The following is a 25740-nucleotide window of genomic DNA, read 5'->3' as shown; positions in this document are numbered from 1 at the left end:
GGTCCCCAAATATCCGTTAAGTGGAAAAGGATGTGGCGTTGCTTAGACAACCAGGATGTTGGCTTAGAAGCAGCCATCATTTAAAGAGTGCGTAATAGCTCACTGGTCGAGTGACACTGCGCCGAAAATGTACCGGGGCTAAACGGATTACCGAAGCTGTGGATGGACATCGTAGATGTCCGTGGTAGGAGAGCGTTCTAAGGGCGTTGAAGTCAGACCGCAAGGACTGGTGGAGCGCTTAGAAGTGAGAATGCCGGTATGAGTAACGAAAGACGGGTGAGAATCCCGTCCACCGAATGCCCAAGGTTTCCTGAGGAAGGCTCGTCCGCTCAGGGTTAGTCGGGACCTAAGTCGAGGCCGATAGGCGTAGACGATGGACAACAGGTTGATATTCCTGTACCACCTCCCCGCCGTTTGAGCAATGGGGGGACGCAGAAGGATAAGGAGAGCGTGCCGTTGGTTGTGCACGTCCAAGCAGTGAGGCGTGGAATGAGGCAAATCCCATTCCTGATACGTTGAGCTGTGATGGCGAGAGGCCTAGCCTCGGAGTCCCTGATTTCACACTGCCAAGAAAAGCCTCTAGCGAGGCGGGAGGTGCCCGTACCGCAAACCGACACAGGTAGGCGAGAAGAGAATTCTAAGGTGAGCGAGTGAACTCTCGTTAAGGAACTCGGCAAAATGACCCCGTAACTTCGGGAGAAGGGGTGCTCTGGTAGGGTGTATAGCCCGAGAGAGCCGCAGTGAATAGGCCCAGGCGACTGTTTAGCAAAAACACAGGTCTCTGCAAAACCGTAAGGTGACGTATAGGGGCTGACGCCTGCCCGGTGCTGGAAGGTTAAGGGGAGTGCTTAGCGCAAGCGAAGGTGCGAACTGAAGCCCCAGTAAACGGCGGCCGTAACTATAACGGTCCTAAGGTAGCGAAATTCCTTGTCGGGTAAGTTCCGACCCGCACGAAAGGCGTAACGATCTGGGCACTGTCTCAACGAGAGACTCGGTGAAATTATAGTACCTGTGAAGATGCAGGTTACCCGCGACAGGACGGAAAGACCCCGTGGAGCTTTACTGTAGCCTGATATTGAATTTTGGTGCAACTTGTACAGGATAGGTAGGAGCCTTTGAGCCCGGAGCGCCAGCTTCGGGGGAGGCGTCAGTGGGATACTACCCTGGTTGTATTGAAATTCTAACCCACACCCCTGATCGGGGTGGGAGACAGTGTCAGGCGGGCAGTTTGACTGGGGCGGTCGCCTCCTAAAGAGTAACGGAGGCGCCCAAAGGTTCCCTCAGAATGGTTGGAAATCATTCGCAGAGTGTAAAGGCAGAAGGGAGCTTGACTGCGAGACGTACAGGTCGAGCAGGGTCGAAAGACGGGCTTAGTGATCCGGTGGTTCCGCATGGAAGGGCCATCGCTCAACGGATAAAAGCTACCCCGGGGATAACAGGCTTATCTCCCCCAAGAGTCCACATCGACGGGGAGGTTTGGCACCTCGATGTCGGCTCATCGCATCCTGGGGCTGTAGTCGGTCCCAAGGGTTGGGCTGTTCGCCCATTAAAGCGGTACGCGAGCTGGGTTCAGAACGTCGTGAGACAGTTCGGTCCCTATCCGTCGCGGGCGCAGGAAATTTGAGAGGAGCTGTCCTTAGTACGAGAGGACCGGGATGGACACACCGCTGGTGTACCAGTTGTTCTGCCAAGGGCATCGCTGGGTAGCTATGTGTGGCCGGGATAAGTGCTGAAAGCATCTAAGCACGAAGCCCCCCTCAAGATGAGATTTCCCATTGCGCAAGCAAGTAAGATCCCTCAAAGACGATGAGGTAGATAGGTTCGAGGTGGAAGCGTGGCGACACGTGCAGCTGACGAATACTAATCGATCGAGGACTTAACCAACCAACCGTACAGATTCTTGCATGAAATCAATGTCGTGTATCCAGTTTTGAGCGAACAAGCTCAACCAAATAGTCCAGTGATGATGGCAAAGAGGCCACACCCGTTCCCATCCCGAACACGGCAGTTAAGCTCTTTTGCGCCGATGGTAGTTGGGGGTCTCCCCCTGTGAGAGTAGGACGTCGCTGGTCTGTTTTTTTTTTTGGTCCCGTGGTGTAGCGGTTAACATGCCTGCCTGTCACGCAGGAGATCGCCGGTTCGATCCCGGTCGGGACCGTAATTTTAATGATGAACACAGCGATCCTGCTGTGTTTATTTTTTTTGTTTTCATTGTAAACCACTGGAAAAACAATATATTTTGATTTACTGCAGCAATTTCGCTAAACTGGGTAAAGACTCAATAGAGGTGACATGACAAATGACGTATACAATTACACTGAATTCACCAGAGAAAACCGAAGCATTTGCGGAAACTTTGGCTTACCTGTTGGAACCGGGAGATCTATTGACGCTGGAAGGCGGCTTAGGCGCTGGGAAAACCACATTCACCAAAGGCTTGGCAAAAGGTCTCGGTATTCAACGGATGGTCAACAGCCCGACCTTCACCATCCTAAAGCAGTATTCCGGCCGTCTGGAACTGAATCATTTTGATGTTTACCGTCTCGAAAACAGTGACGAAGACATCGGATTTGATGAATTTTTCAACAGCGAAGCAGTATCGGTGGTTGAATGGGCAACATTTATAGAAGAATATCTACCAAAAGAACGTCTGGCAATCACCATTGATCGGCAATCTGAGCAAGGGCGCAAGATTACTCTGCATCCGATTGGCAGACGCTACGAAAAAATTTGCAGGGAGCTAAACTTATGATCTATCTTGGAATCGATACCTCGAATTCTCCATTGGCGATCGCGTTAATAGAGGACGGCAAGGTCTTAATAGAAGAAACGTCTAATTTAAAAATCAACCACTCGTTAACAGCAATGCCTGCGATTGAGGAAATGATGAAAAAAGCCAAGGTGTTGCCTGCTGACCTGACTCATATTGCAGTAGCTGAAGGACCTGGTTCATACACAGGTGTGCGTATCGGATTGACCATTGCGAAAACTTTGGCATGGTCATTGAAAATACCGCTTCATTCTGTGTCCAGCCTGAAGGTGCTTGCTGCGAACGGGCTGGGATTTAATGGTCTCGTTTGTCCAGTAATGGATGCTCGTCGCGGTACGGCCTTTATTGGCTTATATGAAGGTGTTGGTTTGGAGCCGGTACTGGCTGATCAACACAGTGATGTTAAGGAATTTCTAACGGAGATCAAAGAACTTGGCCGCCCTGTGCTGTTCACGGGGATTGATGCGATGCTTCACGAAGAGCTGATTGTGGACATGCTTGGAGATGCGGCTCATTTCAGTGGGGTTCAGAACCGGTTGCCGAGGGCATCAAATCTGATTTTCCTGGCACAGGATTCTCAGGAGAGCGATGTTCATCATGCTGTTCCTGAATATCGCCGTATTACGGAAGCAGAAGCAAATTACAATAAAGCGCAAGAAGGCCAAGTCCTATGAATGAAACAGTCAGATTCAGAAAAATGACGGTTGCAGACATTGAACAGGTTTATGAGATAGAAACTTTGTCTTTTACCTTGCCTTGGACAAAAGATGCTTTTTTTCATGAAATGATCGGTAATGAGCATGCGTATTACGTAATTGCTGAAACCGATGAAGGCATTGTCGGATATTGTGGAATGTGGTTGGTGATGGATGAAGCGCATGTCACGAATATCGCCATTCACCCCGACCAACGTGGTAAAAAAATGGGAGAAGGCCTGATGCAGGCGGCCATCGATGCAGCGAAAGCGAATGGCGCTGTCCTGATGACTTTAGAAGCCCGTGTCAGCAATACAGTAGCACAAAATCTTTACCGGAAATTAGGCTTTAAAAATGGAGGCATCCGTAAGCGGTATTACACGGATAATTACGAAGATGCCATAGTGATGTGGGTGAACTTTGATGAATAAAGACATTTATATACTGGGAATTGAAACGAGCTGTGATGAAACAGCGGCTTCTATTGTCAAAAATGGCACGGAAATCATCTCCAATGTTGTGGCTTCTCAAATTGAGAGCCATAAACGCTTTGGTGGCGTAGTGCCGGAAATCGCTTCAAGACATCATGTGGAACAAATCACCTTGGTCATTGAAGAAGCGTTGCAGCTGGCAGGAATGGAACCGCATCAACTGAATGCAGTGGCGGTCACTGAAGGCCCGGGATTGGTTGGAGCTTTGCTGATCGGCGTCAACGCTGCAAAAGCCTTTGCTTTTGCGCACCAGCTGCCACTCGTTGGTGTTCATCATATAGCGGGGCATATTTATGCGAACCGCTTGGAACAGGAAATGGAATTTCCTCTTCTTGCGTTGGTCATTTCAGGCGGACATACTGAATTGATCTATATGAAAGAGCATGGAGATTTTACGGTAATCGGCGAAACTCGCGACGATGCAGCGGGTGAAGCCTACGATAAAGTCGCCCGGACCTTGAATTTGCCATATCCAGGCGGTCCGCATATTGACCGTTTGGCGCATGCCAGTGATAAGGCGGTAGTATTTCCGCGAATTTGGCTGGAAGAAGGCTCATATGACTTCAGCTTTAGTGGATTGAAATCATCCGTATTGAACTATATGCACAATGCAGCACAGCGCGGGGAAGAGGTTGCTCCTGAGCATGTGGCTGCCGGGTTCCAGAACAGTGTAGTGGAAGTGGTTACTGGAAAAACTGTGCGTGCAGCTGAGGAATACAAGGTTCGTCAAGTGATTGCAGCAGGTGGAGTTGCAGCGAACAAAGGATTGCGGAACTCATTGCAAGCAGCATTCAAGCAAAAGGACATTCCATTTTATATTCCTTCCTTGCATCTGTGTACTGATAATGCGGCGATGATTGCCGCAGCAGGAACCCTTATGTATGAAAAAGAACTTTATGGCACAATGGCCATGAATGGTCGGCCGGGCATGCCTTTAATATCATGGATTTAATAGAAGCAAGTAATTTCATCATTTCAGGAACTCTGAAATGTGTGAAATTACTTGCTTTTTTTTACCATAAAATTCAGACTTTCACAGTCAAAAACAAAATTGATCTGTCAATAGAGAACATTTGTACTTATGCACAATTTGTGAATAAGCTGTTACTAACTAGGGGGTAAAAGGTGGTTATCCTATATATTGTGTGCTTTAGAGTGGAAAACTATGTGGATAACATTTCATTGACCTGTGGATAATGTGCAAAAGTCTGTTGACAGTTGATTAGACAAGCGAAGGATTGTGGAGAAATCTGTGGAAATAAATATTTCACAAAAACCTATTGACCTATATATAGAGACCAAAAAACCGGCTATAGAAATAGCCGGTCTAAATTAAATACTTTCAATTTTTTCCTGAAGTTCAAGCCATTGGGTCATCGTTTCTTCGTGAGCTGCTTTCAAGCTTTCCAATTGGTTTTGAAGCGGCAGGACGCGCTCGTGATTCTGGAAGATTTCCGGTTCGCATAATTGCTCTTCGATTTCGCTAATCTGCAAATCCAATTTTTCCATAGCCTGTTCGACTTCTTCAGATTGGCGGACGAGCTGGCGTTCCAGTTTTTTCGCTTCCTTATCAATCTGCGAAGTGGAAGCGGCAGCTGCAGCTTTTTTCACTTCGGTAACCGAACCGGCTTCATCAAGAGCCTTGAGTTCAGCAACTTCCAGCTTCTTCTCCACGTAATAATCGTAGTCACCCAGGTATTCGGTTGTGCCGTCCTGTCTAAGTTCGATGACTTTGGTGGCGATCCGGTTCATGAAGTAACGGTCATGTGATACGAAAAGTAAGGTGCCTGGATAATCCAGTAAAGCATTCTCGAGCACTTCCTTGCTGTCGAGGTCCAAGTGGTTGGTTGGTTCATCGAGCAACAGAACATTGGCTTTTTGCATCATCAGTTTGGCAAGGGCAACGCGTGCCTTCTCGCCACCTGAAAGTGTAGAGACCGGTTTCAGTACATCGTCGCCGGTAAACAGGAAACGTCCCAGGATGCCGCGTATGTCTTTTTCATTGATGAGGGGATAATCATCCCAAAGTTCGTTCAAGACGGGCTTATTGCCTTTTAAATTGGCCTGTTCCTGGTCGTAGTAGCCAAATTGAATGCCGGTGCCGTAATGGATGTCGCCATCGAGCGGCTCCAGCTCTTTTATGATGGTTTTCAGCAAAGTTGATTTGCCGACGCCGTTCGGGCCGACCAGCGCCAAGCTTTCCTGGCGGTACAGCTTGAATGAGACATTCTCAGAAACTGGTTTGCTGGCATAGCCAATCTTCAGCGACTGGACACTCAAAACGTCATTGCCGCTTTGCTTGTCGATGGTGAAGCCGAAGCGGGCTGATTTTTCATTGCCATCGGGGGCATCCATCCAATCAGTTTTCTGGAGGGTCTTCCTGCGGCTTTGTGCCATTTTAGTCGTTGAAGCCCGCGCCAGATTGCGCTGAACGTAATCCTCCAGCTTGGCTTTCTCACCCTGCTGTTTCTCGAATTGCTTTTGGTCCAATTCGTATTGCTTAGCTTTTTCGTCCAAGTATCGGCTGTAGTTGCCGGTATACTTTTTGACGCGGTGGCGGGAAACTTCATAGACCAGCGTCACAACTTGATCAAGGAAATAACGGTCATGGGAAACAATCAGCAAAGCACCCGGGTAATTCTTCAGGTAGTTCTCCAGCCAGCTTAGCGTTTCGATGTCCAGGTGGTTGGTCGGCTCATCGAGAATCAGCAGTTGGGGCTTACTGAGAAGATGCTTCGCCAGCATCAAGCGCGTTTTCTGGCCGCCGGATAACGACACTACTTTTTTGTTGAAGTCATCCGGATAGAATTTCATGCCGTTTAGGATGGCCCGTGTATCCGCTTCGTATTGATAGCCGCCTGCGTCCTTGAAGTCATTCTGCAGCAGGTCGTATTCCTTCATAACTTTATCGTTTTCTGCAGGATTATTGTATATGTCAGGTTCGGCCATCTGTGCTTCCAGGTGGCGAAGCTGCGCTTCCTGTTCACGGAAATGATGGAAAATGGTCATCATTTCATCCCAAACGGTGGCGTCCGACTCTAAATTGGTCTGCTGTTCCAGGTAGCCGATCGTCAAATCTTTCGGCATGCTGATGTCCCCGCTGTCGTGGGACATTTCACCGGCGATGATTTTCAGCAATGTGGATTTTCCTGCACCGTTACGGCCTACCAATGCTACGCGGTCACGGTGCTGTACTTCCAATTTGACGCCCGACAGGATCTCTTCCGCACCAAATGATTTATAGACTTGATTTACTTGTAAAACAATCATGTAGGTCACCTCTATTCCCTTTAAGTGTAGCTGATGGGACAGTTGTTCGCAATTGCGCAAGCCTTTACATATCAAGTCTCCTATTGTAAGATGAAAGCGATTTGACAACACCTCAGGAGGATGCGAAAGCGTATGTTACATGAGCCATCAAAAATTCCGCAAGCCACGACCAAAAGGCTTCCGCTGTATTACCGTTTCCTTCAAAACTTCGCGAATGCCGGACAAAAACGGATTTCCTCGCAGGAATTGAGCGAAGCAATGAAAATTGATTCTGCCACCATCCGCCGTGATTTTTCCCATCTGGGTGCGCTTGGAAAAAAAGGCTATGGTTATGATGTACAGGAGCTGCTGCTGTTTTTCCGGAAGACATTGGATCAGGACGAAGCTACAAATGTAGCGCTGATTGGTGTTGGGGGACTCGGCAGTGCCTTTTTAAAGTATAATTTCCATCGCAACCACAACACGAAAATCATTGTGGCCTTCGATTCGAACAGCCCACTCGAAGGCGAAAAGATCAGCGACATCAATACGTACCATCCTGATAAAATCGAAGAGAAAATCAAAGAGTATGGGGTGGAACTGGTCATTTTGACAGTGCCGTCACGATCCGCACAGGAAGTGACAGACCGTTTGGCGAAGACCGATATCAAAGGGATTTTGAATTTTACGCCGGTGCGTATTTCAGTGCCCGACCATATCCGTGTCCAGACCATCGACCTGTCAGTTGAATTGCAGACATTGATTTATCAGATCAAACAGCAATGACTTAAAACCTTCACATTTTTACGCCCTTTCCAAATAGCCAAAACAGCTGCAATGATGTAAAATAGAGCCATAATACAGGAGGTGCCACGTATGCCAGGTCCAATGAGTATCATCATTATCGGTGTTGTTGCCTTGCTAGTTTTCGGCCCTAAAAAGCTGCCGGAACTTGGAAAAGCATTCGGTTCGTCTTTGCGTGAGTTCAAAAACGCTACAAAGGGACTTGTAGACGATGAAGACGACGATAAAAAAGTAGAACTGAAGAAGAAAGATGAGCAAAAGGAAATACGATAGGATGTTTGTCTGATGACAGAAAAAGACATGACTTTAGTTGAACATATAGTTGAATTGAGAAAACGGCTGACCATTGTAGTCGTTTTCTTTATATTGGCCCTTATTGTCAGCTTTTTTATTGCCCAGCCTTTGATTCAATATTTGCAATACACGGAAGAAGCAAGAGACCTTACCTTGAACGCGTTTAAAATTACAGATCCGCTGAAGATTTTCATGCAGGTCACGATGATTTTAGCGTTGATCATCACGTCCCCTTTGATCATGTATCAGTTTTGGGCATTCATCAGTCCAGGACTTCTCGATAAAGAGCGGAGAGCAACGTTAAGTTATATTCCGTTTTCCCTGCTGTTGTTTCTTGGGGGGATCGCGTTTGCCTATTTGATCCTGTTTCCTTACGTCATCGGATTTATGTTGAATATCTCCGATAATATGGATATACAGGAGACCATCGGCATCAATGAATACTTTCAGTTCCTGTTCCAGATCACGCTGCCGTTCGGCCTGATTTTCCAGTTGCCTGTGCTGATGCTGTTTTTGACCAGACTTGGCATCATCACACCGATGCTGATGACGAAATACCGCAAGTATTCCTATCTTGGATTGGTGGTCATCGCGGCGTTCATCACCCCGCCGGACATCGTTTCGCATATGATTGTGACCTTGCCATTGATCGTGCTGTACGAATTCAGTGTCATCATCGCCAAAATCGGCTACCGAAAGTTCCTTAAAGCTGAACAGCAGCAAATTATCGAAGAACAACAACCGATCGAATAAGAAAAAACCTTCCACCGAATTAGATCGGGGAAGGTTTTTTCTTATTTGATGGTCATTGGAAGATGAAGAAGAATCCTGCAGATTGAAGTTCTTCCATCTGTTTTTGGAACTCTAAAATCTTATCCATATTGAGCTGAATCAGCATGACATAGCCGTTCAGGCAAATATGGGCGATGATCGGTGTGATGATGCTTTTCGTTTTCTGGTATAAAAACGCCAAGATCAATCCGGTAGTGAAGTACAGCAGCAAGTGCGTAAAGTCGAAATGGATCAAAGCGAACACTAAAGCACTGATTGCTGTCGCGAAAAAGAAATTGGTTGTTTGGTTGAGTGAACCAAACAACACACGGCGGAAGACCAGTTCTTCAAGAATCGGTCCAAACAATACGATTGAAACGATAGCGAGCGGCACCGCTTCAGCAATGTTGACTAATGAAGCAGTATTATCAGAGCCTGGCTCGATGCCGAGAAACTTCATTTCAATTAAAGCGGCAATCGATTGCCCGATCAGCAACAGCAAGAAGCCAAGAAAGCCCCAGACGACTGACATGAAGACGCTGGATTTCTTGCCTTTCCAGATATCAAAAAAGCGCTTGTCCCGGAAAATCACGAGGAGCGTAAGAACAAAGCCGATGCCCATGGTCAGGAAAATCAGCCAGCCTGATGTAGCGGCGCCGGCAGCTGCACGGTCCATGCCTTGCCCTTGAAAATAACTCAAGGTGGGAGCTATAAACAGGATCGGTGAAAGCTGTGCTGCGATAAAAATCAATAATACATACAGCGGCGTCTTTTTGCCTTGGGATTTCGGGCGGTGGCCGCTGGTCTGTTTAGCTTTTGGCCGAGACGTGCTATCATTTTTAAAAAAATTGTCTATAAAGGTTTTTCGTTTGGTGGGCATGATGTAATTCCTTTCACTGATGGATGCTCTTTCTATTGTAGAGCTTTCAGAGGCCAACCGCAAAGAAATCAAAATCATGATGGTTACCACTTGCAAAAGACTGAAGATTTTATTAAACTTGGTAGTGGGTTAGCACTCAGAGGTTGAGAGTGCTAAGCGAGAACATTTAGATAATTTGAGGAGGGTGTTTCAATTGTTAAGACCACTAGGAGATCGTGTAATTATTGAGCTCATCGAAGCGGAAGAAAAAACGTCAAGCGGTATCGTCTTGCCGGGATCAGCACAAGAAAAACCGCAGGAGGGCCATGTGATCGCTGTAGGAAATGGACTTATCCGTGAAAACGGGCAGCGCACAGAATTGGACGTGCAAGCTGGCGACCGCGTCATCTTCTCGAAATACGCAGGATCTGAATTAAAATACGAAGGCAAAGAATATTTGATTTTACGTGAAAACGACATATTAGCAGTTTTAGGCTAAAATAAACCGACGACACAGGAGGAAGCTAAACATGGCAAAAGATATTCGATTCAGTGAAGACGCACGCAGTTTAATGCTGAAAGGCGTAGATAAATTAGCAGATGCAGTAAAAGTGACACTTGGGCCAAAAGGGCGCAACGTGGTTCTTGAAAAAAAATTCGGTTCGCCACTCATCACCAATGATGGTGTAACGATTGCGAAAGAAATTGAACTTGAAAATGCTTTTGAAAACATGGGAGCGAAACTTGTTGCGGAAGTTGCTTCTAAAACAAACGACATCGCCGGTGACGGTACAACTACAGCAACGGTTCTTGCACAGGCAATGATCCGTGAAGGCTTGAAGAACGTTACAGCTGGCGCGAATCCTGTCGGCATCCGCCGCGGAATCGAATTGGCCGTTGAAAGCGCGCTTTCGGAACTGAAAGCCATCTCTAAACCGATCGAAGGCAAAGAATCGATTGCACAGGTTGCAGCTATTTCATCTGGCGACGAAGAAGTCGGCAAACTGATCGCTGAAGCGATGGAGCGCGTCGGCAACGACGGCGTCATCACGTTGGAAGAGTCACGCGGCTTCACGACGGAACTTGATGTGGTAGAAGGCATGCAGTTTGACCGTGGATACCAGTCTCCATACATGGTGACGGATTCAGATAAAATGGAAGCAGTTCTTGATAACCCGTTCATCTTGGTTACCGACAAGAAAATCGGCAACATCCAGGAAATCCTTCCGATCCTTGAGCAAGTTGTTCAGCAAAGCAAACCCTTGTTGATCGTTGCTGAAGATGTTGAAGGCGAAGCATTGGCAACATTGGTCGTCAATAAATTACGCGGCACGTTCAACGCTGTTGCTGTTAAAGCTCCAGGCTTCGGTGACCGCCGTAAAGCAATGCTTGAAGACATCGCAGCCTTGACTGGCGCAGAAGTGATTACAGAGGATCTTGGACTTGAATTGAAAACAACAAACATCGCTCAGCTTGGGCGCGCATCAAAAGTGGTTGTTTCGAAAGAAAACACAACCATCGTGGAAGGCGCCGGCGACCAGGAACAAATCGTCGCACGTGTTACACAGATCCGCAACCAGCTGGAAGAAACAACTTCTGAGTTCGACAAAGAGAAATTGCAGGAACGCTTAGCGAAATTGGCTGGCGGCGTTGCAGTCATCAAAGTTGGAGCGGCTACCGAAACTGAGTTGAAAGAACGCAAACTTCGCATTGAAGATGCCTTGAACTCAACGCGTGCAGCAGTAGAAGAAGGAATTGTTGCCGGCGGTGGTACAGCGCTAGTCAACGTCTACAGCAAAGTGGCTGAACTTCTTGAAACGCAGGAAGGCGACGTAGCAACTGGTGTCAACATCGTGCTTCGTGCACTTGAAGAGCCAGTTCGCCAAATCGCAACAAACGCAGGCCTTGAAGGATCAATCATCGTTCACCGCCTGAAATCCGAAGAAGTCGGCATCGGCTTCAACGCGGCTAACGGCCAATGGGTCAACATGGTGGAAGAAGGAATCGTCGATCCAACCAAAGTTACGCGCTCAGCACTTCAGAACGCAGCATCTGTTGCAGCTATGTTCTTGACGACTGAAGCGGTAGTAGCAGACATTCCAGAACCAGCAGGACAAGGCGGCGGAATGCCTGATATGGGCGGCATGGGCGGCATGATGTAATTCATTAACGCATTAAAAAGCTCCTCCTCACAATGTGAGGAGGAGCTTTTCTTTATTTTGAAAGAAAATAGCAAATTTCAATTCTCATTGAGTTTTCTGATAACACTATGGAATTTATGGTATGATTTAACTAATTTAGGATTTAGGATTTAGGATTTAGGTTTGGGGAGAGATAAACTATATGGAAAAAAAGAGTAAGGAAGCAATTTTACAAATTAAAAGAACGATAAAAGATATAAGAAATTACCGTAATGACTATTATTATGCCAATGCATTCAAACAGTACATAACGATTCTCAACAGAAACGTACAACAATTAAACTTACCTAAATTTGAATTTGAAGAGTTCCATTACTCTTCTACTAAAAAGACAATTAATGATATAGGATATAAAGCTTTGATTCATTACATAGAAACGTTAGAAGAAGAATTACCTCAATTTCATATTACTAATCAGACTGAAAAAATTTCAATAGATGATAAAAAAGTATTTATAGTTCACGGTAGAAATAAAACTGTGCTAAATGAAGCAGAACTTATACTAACGAGAGCAGGCTTGGAACCAATAGTTTTAAACAGGCAAGCAAATAGCGGTATGACACTAATAGAGAAATTTGAGAAATACTCAGAGGTTTCTTACGCAGTAATTTTACTTACACCTGACGATGTCGGATCCTACTATGAGGAAGGCGTCAATCCCAATTTGCAATTTAGGGCAAGACAGAACGTGTTATTTGAATTAGGTTTCTTTTACGGAAAATTAGGAAGGCAAAGTGTTTGCTGTTTAATAAAACAGTCGGTGGAAAAACCAAGTGATATTGATGGGATAGCATATATTCCTTTTAATCAATCCATTGAAGAAATTGAATTGTTATTACTCAAAGAATTAAGAGCAGCTGATCTTAGAGTGAATATTTAATGAATCTTTTAGTCTTAAAATAATTTTAGTGATGTTTTGTAATTCAAATCATGACAATAAATTATCATTAAAGAAAAGATAACAAATTTTTTTAATTATTTTATCACCTAGGTTACTTAAAGGATAAAGGATTTAATATTAGAGCGCCCAAAGTAAAAGCGAATGAAACAATACATTGGGAGACTGAAGTAAAAGGCAAACAAAGATTTTTTCTTGTCAATTTAATCTAATTAATGGTTTTAAAACTCTAACGGTTTGTTATTTTTTATTACAAGAGCTATTCCAGCATCTCCATTTCAAATAGTTCAGGTCCTATTTTGTAGAGTATCAAAACAATAAGGAAGTATACAATATAAATGTTTAAAAATTCAAAAAATATATTTTTATTCAATAGACCAAAATATAATAAATATATGAATAAGTATATGAGCACTTAAGAATCTTTTAATTAAAGGAGAGCTTTATGAAAATTCCACCAAAGTATAAAGGGAAATATTTTTATCACTTTACCCATATTGATAATATCGAATCGATAGTGAAACATGGTCTTTTGTCGACCAATGAAAAAGAAAAAATAAGTGTTGAACATGTTGACTTGTCAAATGAAGATATTCAACAAAGGAGAAGTCAGATGAATGTTCCAATTGAACCTTTTGGAAAAATTCATGATTACGTTCCTTTTTATTTTGCGACAATAAATCCTATGTTATTAGGTATACTTAATAGAAAAAATATTGATCAGCCATTAGTAGTATTTGTTGCTATATCAATAGAAAAATTATTAAATGCTAATGTTATATTTACTGATGCATCTGCAAATGCTCAGGTTCATCCTGGTTTTTACAGCAATCCGGAAGACTTAGACAATCTAAATTGGAATTTGATTGATACTAAAAGATGGCATCGTGGTACCGCCGAAGAGCTACGTGCTCGAATGGCCGAAGTACTTACATACAAAAAAGTTCCAGTCGAATGGATAGACAGCTATGTTGTTTTTAATGATATTTGTAGAAAAAAAATTAAAGAGATTTATAAAGATCATGGACTACAGTCACCTGCTATTTCCTACGAGCCTTTTAGTGGTAGATATTTCTTTTTTACAAAATTTTATATGAAAAATAGAAAAAACGAAACTTTAATAACTGGACCAATATTCCTTTTTAATTATTTTCAGAGCTTAATAAAGGAAATTATAGAAAAAAGAAAAAGTGAAGACTCAAAACAAAGTACTTTTCAAGGTATTACTGACGCATTATTAAAAATAGAAGAAGATTTTTGTTTTTTAAAAGAGTTAGCAGATATTTTTGAATTAGAAACAGACAATAAAGTACATAATAATAATGTTAGCGATCATACACTTCAGGTTGTCAGCAAATTAGTAGATAACAATTATTATAGAAGCCTGTCTGAAGATGATAAAAATTTGGTGACATTGTCTGCTTATTTACACGACATAGGGAAAGGCCCTAAGTCGAAGTGGAAAAATGGAATTCAAGCTACATATCCAGATCATCCAGCAGATTCAATTCCTATGCTTGAAAGAATTCTAGTTGAGGAATTTAAAGTAATATCTGAATATGAAATAAGGAAAATTTGCTTACTGGTCGTTTACCATGACATAATTGGAGATATTCTTGCAAGTGGTAGAAGCGAGACAGAATTATTAAAACTAAATATAGATGAAAATGAATTAAATATGTTAGTTGCTATTTCAATTGCGGATGTTTCTGCAATTAACCCTATTTGGAGTAGTGAAATGGAACGGGAATTGCCGAGTTTCATTAAAAAAATAGTTAAGGAGATTTAAAATGATAAAATTCGTATCAGGTGATTTTTTTGATTATGATGCTGATATTCGAATAAATACTGTTAATTGTGTAGGTGTTATGGGTAAAGGTGTTGCTTTAGTCTTCAAAAAAAAGTATCCAGATATGTTTATTGATTATTATAATGTTTGTAAAAGAAATGAGCTTAAACCAGGTAAACCTCATGTATGGAAGGATGAAGATTTGTTTTCTTCCTTTACTATAGTTAACTTTCCAACAAAAGTTCACTGGAAAAATCCTTCAAAATATGAATATATAGAAGAAGGGTTAATTTGGTTAAGGCAATTCCTCTCAGAAAAAGAGAATTCTACTGTAACTTTACCTGCTTTGGGCTGTGGACATGGAGGGCTTGACTGGGACAAAGTAAAAGTTATGATTAATAAATACTTGAGTGATTTAAATGCGCAAATCCTAGTCTTTGAACCCAGTAGTTCTACAAAAATATCTAATCATAAGTCGGAAAATATTCATCTAAAGGAACAAGATATTCGAAAGCTTTTACCGGATGATGAACATTATCCATTAAGGTTAATAAAACATTCTACAAGTGAAATATATTGTAGGGGAAATACTAAATTATTTCATAAAAAAAATATAGCTCTTATAACTAATTACAAATCAAGTGATAGAGAAAAAAGTGCTTTGTTAAAGATAATAAATGAACTTCCTGTAGGTGAATTCGTTTTTACTATCGGATGGGGAAGCAGCTATGAAAAAGATTTAGCAAAAGAGATACTATCTAAAGGCTTTGAAGTTTTATTAGTTATTCCATTTGGAATTTTACAATTAAAAGTTCGTAAAGATTTAGAATCATTATGGGACTATGAAAAGATTGTTGTATTATCAACGACGAAACCAGATCAAGAATGGAAAAATTACGAAAGTGTTAATTCACTTAAATTGCGTATGAAACTTGGAGATATAGTGATGTTTAATAGCCTTGAAATGGAATATATAACGAAATTCGCTAAAGAGATTCATGAATTTAATGGTGGAATATTTTATATAAATTACTGGGATAAAGAAATAGAGTTTTATAAAAATTCGGCAGCTCAAAAAATTGGAGTAAACTCTTTAACAAAGAGACCGAATGTTTTACCACTGTTAAAATTTTTAAAAAAAATATAAGTACGATAGGGCTAATTAAGGGGGAAGTAAAAATAAACTCATCTCTAGTAAGATAATAACTGCCTTTGCCATGTTAATCAGTAGACTATTTTGAAGATACAGAAAGGGTATACAATGAAAGAAGAATGTACCTTCCTGCTACTGCATGAAGAATATAAGCACCATTTAAAAATTTTTTGTTCTGAAATGTGGAGGCCGATTTTTTTAACATAATTTACGAAAGTAAAAGGCGGTATGTTACTCCAAATTTTGGTTATTGTCTATGCGAATCTTTAAGCATAATATATAAATAATTCTCAGTAGTAGATATAGCGTCTTATACCCTAAATTTTTTCTTACTTTTAACATTAGTTCGATAAGCAAAATAAGAACATGTTTTGCGTCTTTTTCAGTCCAGAATCAGCAACATCAATTGGCGGCATGATGTAACGCAGAAATGAATCGAGAGCTTGAAACCCGATGATGTTCGGGTTTCAAGCTCTTTTTTTTTGAAAAAAGAGCTTTGTTCATCTTTAAATCATTTTTCTTTGTAAAATAAGAGACTGGTATTAAAAAGGGGACGGCGCCGATAAAATAAAGCTGCATTCCGAAAATGGAATGCAGCTTTATTTATGGAAAGGTATAGTTAAATCACTTAGCTGTACGCTTCGAAGTATAAGGAAAAATAGGATCCATTAATTCGAATTCGTAGTTCTCGCTATTTACTTTCCCGACAGTCTTCTCGCTGTCGTAAAGTTCCAGCATGAAGTGGGCCATTTCTTTTGCGGTGTGATATTTTTGGACATTGTCGCTGTAGCTGAACTCATCCAGCTCGCGGGCTGTTTTCACAAACTCGGTTTCGGTCATAGCCGGCGCAATTATTTTTACTTTCATTGGGGAGTCCTGGTCGCGCAGTTCCTGGGCCAACCCTTCTGTAAATGCGCTCACGTAGAATTTGGTTGCAGCGTATGATACAGCATTTGGTACGATCCTGTAACCTAAGTCAGACGAGACATTGATTAATTGTGTGCCTTCTTTGCCGGAATAATCGTGTGTGTAAAGTGTGGAGAGAGTTGTAAGTGCTTCAACGTTTACACGAAGCATCTTTTCGATTTTCTTTACCGCCTGTTCAGCAACCGGCGCACTGTTTCCAAAGCCGGCATTGTTGATCCAGGTTTCAATCTCGTATTCTTTCAGGCTCTCGTATAAATCATGAACTTGTTCACTTTCAGAAAGATCTGCGGTTCTAATGACGACGTCCAGGTCAGCGTTCATGTTAAGGATTTCATTTTTTAACGCTTTAAGCTGAGCTTCCCGTCTTGCGACCAGAATGACGTTTTTGTTCCGTGATGCAAAAGCTAATGCGGTTTCGTATCCAATGCCTGAGCTGGAGCCTGTAATGATGGTGTATTTCATCCCAATTCCCCCACTGAAATTTATTGTGATACACAGCTATCGTACTGTTAGTATTAACCGGAAAGCAAATGATGTGATGATATTCTTCGGGCGGAGAACCCCGCTCCGAGATTCAAGGTTTTTATGCGTTAAATGAAATATGTTTATATTATGTCGGCCGTTAGAAAATTTCTGCTTTTATGACAGCTGTCACTGGTTTCAAAGCTGCTCCGTAATGTAAGTTAGTAGGAGTCGAATGCGGATTCCTTTTAGGGATTTGCTTAAAAAGGAGAATTTTTTCAATGAAAAAAATCGCTTGGATTACGGATACAGCAGCGCAATTGGATGAGGCTTTCATCCAACAACATCATGTACACATCCTGCCCCTCAGTGTTGTTTTTTCTGACGGGTCATTTCGGGAATCCATCGATCTTACACAAAAAGAGTTTTACGAAAAATTACACTTAGCGAAAGTTTCACCTAAAACCTCGCAGCCAGCAATTGGCGAGATGGTTTCTTTATATGAAAAGCTGGAGTTGGAAGGGTATGACTTTGCAATTGCCTTGCACTTATCGAGCGGACTTTCTGGGACATTTGAAAGCGCACAGGCAGCTGCGAAGATGACAAACTTCAAGGTCTATCCCATCGATTCGAAAATCGGTTCTTTTCCGATGGTTAAAATGATTGAAGTTGGAGACAGTTTGCTTGCAGATGGGAAAGGCGTAGAAGAAGTGATTGCAACGATCACTAAAATGACCGCTAAATCGAGGTTGTCCTTTATTCCCTCGAGCTTGAACCAATTGCATAAAAGTGGACGCGTTTCTGGAACGCAGGCATTTGTCAGTAATTTGCTGAACATTAAAGTGGTCATCAGTTTTGAAGACGGGAAAACGGTCCTGAAAGAAAAAGTCCGTTTAACTAAACGGGCAAAAGAGAAGGTGACCCTGTCCCTGCGTGCGGACATGGCGACGGGCACGGTGCCGGAAGTTGCGGTTATTCATTGCAATAACGCACCTGATGCAGAAGTTTGGAAGAACGAGTTGGTCCAGGAGTTTCCGGAGTTAAAAGTAAAAATTGCTGCACTTAGTGTTTGTGTAGGGGTACACGCGGGTGAAGGAACTACAGGTTTAAGCTGGGTTGCTTATTAAGTTTTCATCATAAATTTTAATACCTGTACAGCAAAGGAGCGAATCCGCAATGGTTTCGGTCCTTTTTTGGTTTGTCCCGATCCTTCAAGAAGATATTTTTAACGGTCCTTACCTTAGCCGTGAATTGTCTTACACCTTATAACAGTATATGTTAAAATTTAATAAATGAAGTAATATATTTCCTGTTGGAAATAAGAGAACTAGAGTCGAGTCGGCTGTATTTCATTTGATAGTTGATGGATTGATAAAATTAGAATTTAATGATAATCGAGGTGCTTTAGGGTGACAAGCTTTCAGGAATTGGAGATGTACAAGAATTTTGATGAGCTGGCCAGCGATGTTCTGGATCTTGCAAAAGAAATTCTGCCTGATCAATTGATATATTTAAGCTCTCTCAACGATACGCAGCAAGTTATTCTCAAACTTTCAAATGAGGACACGAACATTCTCGTAACTGAAGGAATGGTCATAAATCTGAATGATACTGTTTGTAACCGCATTGATTTTGAGGAAAAACAACCTTTGATATATGAAGATATGAGGCAAGAAAGCAATTTGGCTGATATAAGAAATGTGTTCGAAGATGCCAATATCAGGTCATATTTGGGCCTTCCAATTTCTCTTATGAACGGAGAAAAATTTGGTACATTATGTGCAATAAACGATGAAGTCAGCCACTTTGACAACAAGAGCATCCAGCTGCTGCAGAAAATCGTCCGGATGTTCACCTATTATCTGGATCTGGAGCGCTTTGCTTACAGAGACGCATTGACGGATCTGTACAACAGGCGTTATCTTTCCAATTTCTTTGAAAATCATTCCGCTGATGGCGGCACGATCCTCTTTCTGGATTTGGATGGCTTCAAAAAGGTGAACGACAAATATGGCCACGATACGGGAGACTTGGTTTTAAAGGAAGTCGCAAGGAAACTTCAAAATTTTGCGGCCCAGCACAGCGACGCTTTTGCGGTCAGACTAGGGGGAGACGAATTTGTCATGCATTTTCCCTCCATGTCCACCAAAGAAGAAGTGCAAAAGGAGGCTGAACGTGTACTTGACGGTTTGAGGACCTGGGACGAGGACTATCAACTTTCCACCAGTATTGGGATTGTAACGTACCCGGCCGATTGCGTGGAGGAGTTGAAGATGCTTCTTAAACATGCGGACCAGGCTTTGTATGAGGCCAAAACCTCCGGAAAGAATACCTATAAGTTCTTTAGCCTGTGAAACGGAGCAGATTTATACAGGTGGCGCGTCAACTCGTTTATCGGGATTGGCGTTTTTTATATGGAAGAAAGCCAGGTGTTGATCTTTTAGGAGGTTAATTTGTTGCTGGAACGTAAAAGAATAACTCAATACTCTGCACGGCGCGCGGCCCGTTCAAAGCCCTCTACTTTCCACCAAGCCGCGTTTCGTGTAAACTGTATAAGGTTAAAGAAAACATGAGATGGTATTCCAGACATAGATGATGTGCAGTGAGCTGCAGCATAATAGTGTGAGAATTTTTGGATGAAGGGTTCGCCTTCCATCCCGTAATGAAAGGATTGGAATTTGAATATGAAAGAGAATTTTTGGCGTGATTTGCCGAAACCGTTTTTTGTGTTAGCGCCGATGGAAGATGTCACGAATGTTGTGTTTCGCCATGTAGTGGCTGAAGCCGCACGGCCTGATGTGTATTTTACAGAGTTTACGAACACCGAAAGTTATTGCCACCCGGAAGCGGTTTTCAGTGTGCGGGGACGTTTGACGTTCACGGAAGACGAACAGCCGATGGTGGCCCACATATGGGGCAATAAACCCGAGCATTTCCGTGAGATGAGCATTGGCATGGCCAAGCAGGGCTTTAAAGGAATCGACATCAATATGGGTTGTCCTGTACCGAACGTGGCAGCCAAAGGAAAAGGCAGCGGATTGATTCGCTACCCTGACAATGCGGCTGAAATCATTCAAGCAGCAAAAGCTGGCGGCTTGCCTGTCAGTGTTAAGACGCGTCTCGGCTACACCGATGTGGACGAGTGGAAAGGCTGGTTGACCCATGTATTAGAGCAGGACATCGCCAATCTATCGATTCATTTGCGGACAAAAAAAGAAATGAGTGCTGTGCCGGCGCATTGGGAACTCATTCCGGAAATCAAGAAACTCCGTGACGAAATAGCACCGGATACCCTGATTACGATTAACGGGGATATTCCAGATCGCCAGGCAGGCCAGGAACTTGCCGATAAATACGGCATCGATGGTGTGATGATCGGACGGGGGATTTTCCATAATCCGTTTGCCTTTGAAATCGAACCGAAAGAACATAGCAGCAAGGAATTGTTTGATCTGTTGAGGCTGCACCTGGATCTTCATGACAAATATTCGACAGAGATCGAGCCGATTTCTTTCAAGCCGCTCCGCCGATTCTTTAAAATCTATGTCCGCGGCGTACGTGGGGTCGGGGAACTGAGAAACCAATTGATGTACACAGAAAAGACCGATGAAGTGCGTGCTTTGCTTAATGACTTTGAGGCTTCAATAGAAGCAGAGAATTTAGCAGAAACTGTAGAAAATAGCTGAGCTCTGAACAGCAGAGGATTGGGAACCTATCGTATCCGATTTTCTTACTATGGGCTGGTGTATAAAACTAAGTTGAATAGAAATCTCCTGCCAGTTCGCTGAAATTGGCAGGAGATTTTTTTGCCGTTTTAGGTTGGTTGCTGTTGAAACAGGTGTGGTTTTTAAAAGTTAAACAAAAGCAGTTTGCCAATCCAAAAATAAAGAGAAGCAAGGGACAAAGGACTGATGGCAGGACAAGGGAAATATGGAGATGGACTGGAAAGGGAATGTGAGTTAAACTAGCATAAAGGTTTTGAAAATTCAGTTTATAAGATTGTTAGATTCCCCTTGTTCGTAATGATCATTTTACCGACTATTGTAGCTTACTGATAAAAAATTATATGCGTTTTAAATGCCAGGCACTCGGCTTCCATGTAATGAAAGCAAGTGGAGTCTTTTGGAAATTCAGTCAGAAGAAGGAGTGAGTTTGGATGAAAAAGTATTTGGCGGAATTTATCGGCACTTTTATTTTGGTATTCTTAGGGACAGGTACAGCAGTTGTCTTGGGAGGCTACACAGGAGGGACGGACACAGGATTTCTTGGCGTGCTGGCCATTGCGCTTGCCTTTGGGCTTTCGATTGTCGCGGGTGCTTACGCCATCGGCCATATTTCGGGATGCCACGTAAATCCAGCGGTTTCGCTGGCCGTGCTAATATCGGGTAATATAACGGTTAAAGAATTTGGCGGGTATGTCGTTGCACAGGTATTGGGGGCATTTGCTGGGAGTTCAATCCTTGCCTTTGTCGCTGCAAGTTCGACAAGCTTGGAAGGGTTTGGCGCAAATGGCTATGGAGAGTTGAGTGCTGTCGGGTTGAATCTGTCAGGGGCACTTGTCATTGAAGTGATTCTCACCTTCATCTTTGTCCTTGCCATTTTGGGTGTCACTTCAAGTAAAGCAACTTCCCATATGGGCGGAATTGTCATCGGATTGACGCTGACATTGGTGCACATTATCGGCATTCCGTTGACAGGCACTTCCGTAAACCCGGCAAGAAGCTTGGCTCCTGCGATTTTTGCCGGCGGCGATGCACTTGCACAACTGTGGGTATTCATTTTAGCTCCTCTTGTCGGCGCGGCACTCGCTGCCTTTGTCTTTAAATCTTTCTTTGTTGTAAAAGAAGAGACGGGGATCGAAGTAGCTGGAGAGTCGGATATCGACCTAGCTGGCAAGTAAAAAAAGACTGTTTCCCTTCGAAATGGGAAGCAGTCTTTTCTGTTTGGGTTCTATTTATCGGGCGTTTACTGTACCCATTGACCAATCAATTCTTCATTTTCTTCCACCCATTGCGCAGCTCCAACTAGAGGATCTTCAGCGCTTTCCACATAGTCAATAAGCTCGCCGATCTGTTCATCTTCCATCTTCCAATTCTTCAGCCACTCGCTTACTTCCGGGTGGTCTTCTTCAAATCCTTGTCTTGTTGCATGGTGAATTTTTTCGATGCCGCCGAATGTGTTTTGTGGATCTTCCAGAAACTTCAGGTCGTATTTGGAGAATACCCAATGAGGGCTCCAAAGTGGCGCTACAATCGGTTCTTCATTTTTTATTGCTTCGCTGATTTCAGCCAGCATGGCAGCTTCCGAGCTTTGCTGCAATTCAAAGTCCAACTCATAGTCCTTGATCAATTGTTCCGTCACTTCCATCGTGCCGGCGCCCGGATCAAACCCGACAATATTGCCGCCGAACATTTCTTTATGGTCATTTAAGTCTTCCACACTATTCACTTCTTCTACATAGCTTGGAACAACCAGCCCTACTTTGGCATTGTCATACCAGGTAGCTTCGGAGAAATTAACGGTATCCTGGTATTCCTTCAAGTAATTCGCGTCTTGTACCGGTAACCATACTTCCAAACTAGCATCTACATCGCCGCTTTCCAAGGCCTGCATCGTCACGCCCATGTTTAAAACATTCAACTTCACATCGTACCCTTTTTCTTCCAGAATCACTTTCCACATATTGGTGACGGCAATATTCTCGGCCCAGTTGATTTGGCTGATGGTTAATTCTTTATCGCTTTCCTCAGCCTGCGTCTGATCACCATCACTGCTGCTGCATGCTGTCAGTGCCGTAGCCATAACTATCGCTGAAATAAACCCAACTTCTTTTCTCCATTTTTTCATATTGCAAAACTCCCCTTTTGTAATGATATCTATTAATAAAATACATTTAAAAAATTAAATATATTAAGATTTTATTTAACGAATGGGCCGTAGAGAGCCCTTTTTTTTATATAGTCAATGCCTTTAAATATGGAGGCAGTCTATTGCTGTATTCAATAGGCTGCCTGATTGCTTTCCATCCCTTATTCCTGCTGTTCTTTCGGCAAGAATTCAAATATCTTCCCGCTTCTTATACTTTCAACCAAGTCATCCAACCAATGGTAGTAAACTTTGGATTCTTCCAATTGATCGTAGAAATGCTTTGCTTCTGCAACAATCTCAGGTGTGGTGGCAGCATCTTTGATGATTTCGATAAACTCTTCCTGTGATTCCTTGATCGCTTCCATATTCGTTTTTACTTCCCGCTCCCACATCTCACAGTAGAACATCATAAACGAACGGAAGAAGTTTTTCTCCGCTACGTAAGTATGTTTTCTGGAACCGCGAGTAAATGTCTTTTTCACCATTTTTATTTCCTGTAGCTTGCGGACTCCCGTGCTCATACTCGGTTTGCTCATTTCAAGCTCGGTGCGCATTTCATCAAGTGTCATCTGGTCTTTAAAGTACATTGTCGCGTATAAATTTGCAGCTGCAGGCGTCACGCCGTATAAGTCCATTGTCTCTGCAATGGCGCCGATGACTTTATCCTTAGCTTCTTCTAATTTGATTTTGGATCGTTCGCTGGATTCACTCATAAGGCCGCTCCTTCGTTAATAAAATACGATGTTAAAAATTGATTAAATCTTCTTAACAAACTTCATGTTAACCTGTACAGCTTAAATGTCAAATGGAAATGGGTGATTTTGTGGCTTGAAAAATTCACCACCTCAATAACCGCAACGGTTTTTGAGCAGGTTTTATACTTTTTACTAAAACTAATTTTGACAGCTATATATAGGCATGTTATGTTTTTAACGTTAAATAAATTCTTAACGAACTTAATTTAATGGGAATTGGAGTTGTTGAATGTGAATCTGAAATTAAAACAATACATAAATGGTGAATGGGTAGATGCAAAATCCGGCAACAAACGTGAAATCATCAATCCTTATAATCAGGAGATTATCGCTATTGTTCCAGAAGGGGATGCCCTGGATGCAAAAGCAGCAATTTCTGCAGCAAGAGAAGCATTCGATCACGGAACTTGGGCTTTTGTGCCTGCAACTGAACGAGGGGCCATCGTAAGGAAAATTGCGGAACTGATTGAACGGGATAAACAGGAGCTTGCTGAGTTGGAATCGTTGGATACGGGGAAAACCGTAGTGGAAAGCCAAGGCGACATGGATGATATCGCTGGCGTGTTTCGTTATTATGCAGAACTTGCCGATAAAAATGGCGGAGAATTGATCGCTTCTCCAGTGCCGGACTCCACCAGCAAAGTAGTTCATGAACCTGTCGGGGTTTGCGGACAGATTACACCTTGGAATTATCCGCTGCTGCAGGCGTCCTGGAAACTGGCGCCTGCGCTGGTGACCGGAAATACGTTAGTGATGAAGCCAAGTGAAATTACGCCACTTACTACTATAAAAGTATTTGAATTGATGGAAGAAGCAGGAGTGCCTGCAGGTGTTGCGAACCTGGTTCTTGGGACAGGTGATACAGTAGGCGCCGAATTGTCCAGCAATACCGACGTAGACCTGATCTCTTTTACCGGCGGACTAGCTACGGGCAAGAAAATTATGCAGGCGGCAAGTGTGAACGTGAAGAATCTCGCGCTTGAGCTTGGCGGAAAAAACCCGAATATCATCTTTGCGGATGCTGATTTTGAAGTAGCGGTCGATCAAGCATTGAACGGGGTATTTTTCCATGCAGGACAAATTTGTTCCGCTGGTACGAGATTGATCGTAGAAGAAAGCATTCACGATGAATTTGTGAATGCGCTTGTGGAGCGGGTGAAGAAATTCAAGCTGGGCAGCGGGTTTGACGAAACGACGCAAATGGGTCCGCTTATTTCAGCTGAACACTTGGCAAAAGTAGAAAAGTACGTAGAAACAGGGATCAAAGAAGGGGCTGCATTAGCCGTGGGAGGAAGACGCCCTGAAGAGCCGGAATTGCAAAAGGGCTTTTTCTACTTGCCGACGATTTTTACGAATTGCACAACTGACATGAAAATTGTTCAAGAAGAAGCTTTTGGCCCAATACTAACCGTTGAAAAATTCCAGACAGAAGAAGAAGCCATCAAGCTCGCCAATGACTCGATTTACGGACTTGCCGGAGGCGTTTGGACAAAAGATACGGTGAAAGCTGAACGCTGTGCAACAAAAATGCGCATGGGTACTGTGTGGATCAATGACTTCAACCTCTACTTTCCACACGCGCCGTGGGGCGGATTCAAGCAATCAGGGTTTGGGCGTGAACTTGGCAGACAGGGCTTGGAAGAATATACAGAAACCAAACACATCTTCCAAAACCTGAAGCCAGAAGCGATCAACTGGTTCTGAGCCAGCAAGCGATTATCCGGACTTTATAACTTTCATATAGAAGAAACAAA

22 protein-coding genes, 1 tRNA gene and 2 rRNA genes (1 of these 25 cut by a window edge) are annotated in these 25740 nt (G+C 43.1%); 20 read left to right on the top strand and 5 right to left on the bottom strand.

Features of this window, described 5'->3' with window-relative positions; genetic code table 11:
• The 7 genes from AC1MEO_RS10405 to tsaD all read left to right on the top strand — a co-directional run.
• Positions 1-1884 (top strand): 23S ribosomal RNA (locus AC1MEO_RS10405) (it extends 1048 nt beyond the left edge of the window).
• A 72-nt stretch (positions 1885-1956) separates the two neighbouring features.
• Positions 1957-2072: ribosomal RNA gene (rrf, locus tag AC1MEO_RS10400) — 5S ribosomal RNA — on the top strand.
• Between the two features lie 13 nt (positions 2073-2085).
• A tRNA-Asp gene (locus AC1MEO_RS10395) sits at positions 2086-2158 on the top strand.
• Between the two features lie 141 nt (positions 2159-2299).
• Positions 2300-2752: a tRNA (adenosine(37)-N6)-threonylcarbamoyltransferase complex ATPase subunit type 1 TsaE gene (gene tsaE, locus AC1MEO_RS10390; RefSeq protein WP_480330131.1), complete on the top strand. Its 453-nt coding sequence runs from the start codon at positions 2300-2302 to the stop codon at positions 2750-2752.
• Positions 2749-3444 (top strand): tRNA (adenosine(37)-N6)-threonylcarbamoyltransferase complex dimerization subunit type 1 TsaB, encoded by a 696-nt coding sequence (gene tsaB / locus AC1MEO_RS10385; RefSeq protein ID WP_480330129.1) that lies wholly within the window; start codon positions 2749-2751, stop codon positions 3442-3444. Before tsaE ends, tsaB begins: the two co-directional genes overlap by 4 nt.
• Positions 3441-3896 carry a ribosomal protein S18-alanine N-acetyltransferase gene (gene rimI / locus AC1MEO_RS10380; protein WP_480330127.1) on the top strand — a complete coding sequence of 152 codons (456 nt, stop codon included), beginning with the start codon at positions 3441-3443 and terminating at the stop codon, positions 3894-3896. Before tsaB ends, rimI begins: the two co-directional genes overlap by 4 nt.
• Positions 3889-4908, top strand: coding sequence for a tRNA (adenosine(37)-N6)-threonylcarbamoyltransferase complex transferase subunit TsaD (tsaD, locus tag AC1MEO_RS10375; RefSeq protein WP_480330125.1), 1020 nt, complete (start codon positions 3889-3891; stop codon positions 4906-4908). The genes rimI and tsaD overlap by 8 nt, the downstream gene beginning before the upstream one ends.
• Positions 4909-5288: 380 nt before the next feature.
• Here the strand turns inward: tsaD and AC1MEO_RS10370 are convergent, their stop codons facing one another.
• Positions 5289-7226, bottom strand: coding sequence for an ABC-F family ATP-binding cassette domain-containing protein (locus tag AC1MEO_RS10370; protein WP_480330123.1), 1938 nt, complete (start codon positions 7224-7226; stop codon positions 5289-5291).
• A gap of 132 nt (positions 7227-7358) precedes the next feature.
• Here AC1MEO_RS10370 and AC1MEO_RS10365 point away from each other — a divergent pair, with 132 nt between their 5' ends.
• The 3 genes from AC1MEO_RS10365 (at position 7359) to tatC (ending at position 9056) form a co-directional block, all read left to right on the top strand.
• Positions 7359-7991 (top strand): redox-sensing transcriptional repressor Rex, encoded by a 633-nt coding sequence (locus tag AC1MEO_RS10365; protein ID WP_480330121.1) that lies wholly within the window; start codon positions 7359-7361, stop codon positions 7989-7991.
• Between the two features lie 90 nt (positions 7992-8081).
• Positions 8082-8282 carry a twin-arginine translocase TatA/TatE family subunit gene (locus AC1MEO_RS10360; RefSeq protein WP_480330119.1) on the top strand — a complete coding sequence of 67 codons (201 nt, stop codon included), beginning with the start codon at positions 8082-8084 and terminating at the stop codon, positions 8280-8282.
• 12 nt (positions 8283-8294) lie between these two features.
• Positions 8295-9056: a twin-arginine translocase subunit TatC gene (gene tatC / locus AC1MEO_RS10355; protein WP_480330117.1), complete on the top strand. Its 762-nt coding sequence runs from the start codon at positions 8295-8297 to the stop codon at positions 9054-9056.
• 52 nt (positions 9057-9108) lie between these two features.
• On the opposite strand, the gene AC1MEO_RS10350 is transcribed toward tatC, so the two are convergent.
• Positions 9109-10032, bottom strand: a complete 924-nt coding sequence (locus AC1MEO_RS10350; RefSeq protein ID WP_480330115.1) for a CPBP family intramembrane glutamic endopeptidase — start codon at positions 10030-10032, stop codon at positions 9109-9111.
• A gap of 115 nt (positions 10033-10147) precedes the next feature.
• On the opposite strand from AC1MEO_RS10350, the gene groES reads away from it, so the two are divergent.
• The 5 genes from groES (at position 10148) to AC1MEO_RS10325 (ending at position 15968) form a co-directional block, all read left to right on the top strand.
• On the top strand, positions 10148-10432 hold the full coding sequence (groES, locus tag AC1MEO_RS10345) for a co-chaperone GroES (protein WP_006831533.1): 285 nt from the start codon (positions 10148-10150) through the stop codon (positions 10430-10432).
• 31 nt (positions 10433-10463) lie between these two features.
• On the top strand, positions 10464-12095 hold the full coding sequence (gene groL, locus AC1MEO_RS10340) for a chaperonin GroEL (RefSeq protein WP_480330112.1): 1632 nt from the start codon (positions 10464-10466) through the stop codon (positions 12093-12095).
• A gap of 181 nt (positions 12096-12276) precedes the next feature.
• A complete protein-coding gene (locus AC1MEO_RS10335) occupies positions 12277-13014 on the top strand; it encodes a TIR domain-containing protein (RefSeq protein WP_480330110.1) in 738 nt (245 codons plus the stop codon).
• A 463-nt stretch (positions 13015-13477) separates the two neighbouring features.
• Positions 13478-14821, top strand: a complete 1344-nt coding sequence (locus tag AC1MEO_RS10330) for a DarT ssDNA thymidine ADP-ribosyltransferase family protein (protein WP_480330108.1) — start codon at positions 13478-13480, stop codon at positions 14819-14821.
• Position 14822: 1 nt separating this feature from the next.
• Positions 14823-15968 carry a macro domain-containing protein gene (locus AC1MEO_RS10325; RefSeq protein WP_480330106.1) on the top strand — a complete coding sequence of 382 codons (1146 nt, stop codon included), beginning with the start codon at positions 14823-14825 and terminating at the stop codon, positions 15966-15968.
• 630 nt (positions 15969-16598) lie between these two features.
• Here the strand turns inward: AC1MEO_RS10325 and AC1MEO_RS10320 are convergent.
• Positions 16599-17363, bottom strand: coding sequence for an SDR family NAD(P)-dependent oxidoreductase (locus AC1MEO_RS10320; protein ID WP_480330104.1), 765 nt, complete (start codon positions 17361-17363; stop codon positions 16599-16601).
• 281 nt (positions 17364-17644) lie between these two features.
• Between AC1MEO_RS10320 and AC1MEO_RS10315 the strand changes: the two genes are divergently transcribed.
• The 4 genes from AC1MEO_RS10315 (at position 17645) to AC1MEO_RS10300 (ending at position 22263) form a co-directional block, all read left to right on the top strand.
• Positions 17645-18490, top strand: coding sequence for a DegV family protein (locus tag AC1MEO_RS10315; protein ID WP_480330102.1), 846 nt, complete (start codon positions 17645-17647; stop codon positions 18488-18490).
• A 282-nt stretch (positions 18491-18772) separates the two neighbouring features.
• A complete protein-coding gene (locus AC1MEO_RS10310) occupies positions 18773-19717 on the top strand; it encodes a GAF domain-containing protein (protein WP_480330100.1) in 945 nt (314 codons plus the stop codon).
• Positions 19718-20047: 330 nt separating this feature from the next.
• Positions 20048-21049 (top strand): tRNA dihydrouridine synthase, encoded by a 1002-nt coding sequence (locus AC1MEO_RS10305; protein ID WP_480330098.1) that lies wholly within the window; start codon positions 20048-20050, stop codon positions 21047-21049.
• A gap of 470 nt (positions 21050-21519) precedes the next feature.
• Positions 21520-22263 (top strand): aquaporin, encoded by a 744-nt coding sequence (locus AC1MEO_RS10300; protein WP_480330096.1) that lies wholly within the window; start codon positions 21520-21522, stop codon positions 22261-22263.
• Positions 22264-22328: 65 nt separating this feature from the next.
• Here AC1MEO_RS10300 and AC1MEO_RS10295 read toward each other — a convergent pair whose 3' ends face one another.
• The gene (locus AC1MEO_RS10295; RefSeq protein ID WP_480330094.1) at positions 22329-23210 is read right to left on the bottom strand and encodes a glycine betaine ABC transporter substrate-binding protein; all 882 of its coding nucleotides are present in this window, start codon (positions 23208-23210) and stop codon (positions 22329-22331) included.
• Positions 23211-23392: 182 nt separating this feature from the next.
• Positions 23393-23944: a choline uptake/conversion transcriptional regulator CudC gene (cudC, locus tag AC1MEO_RS10290; RefSeq protein WP_480330092.1), complete on the bottom strand. Its 552-nt coding sequence runs from the start codon at positions 23942-23944 to the stop codon at positions 23393-23395.
• A 273-nt stretch (positions 23945-24217) separates the two neighbouring features.
• On the opposite strand from cudC, the gene betB reads away from it, so the two are divergent.
• On the top strand, positions 24218-25690 hold the full coding sequence (gene betB / locus AC1MEO_RS10285) for a betaine-aldehyde dehydrogenase (protein WP_480330090.1): 1473 nt from the start codon (positions 24218-24220) through the stop codon (positions 25688-25690).
• Positions 25691-25740: the final 50 nt, after the last annotated feature.

The organism is Planococcus sp. BI3 (assembly GCF_056680115.1).
The sequence above is the reverse complement of the archived record's forward strand: the minus strand, read 5'-3'. Positions and strand labels throughout refer to the sequence as shown.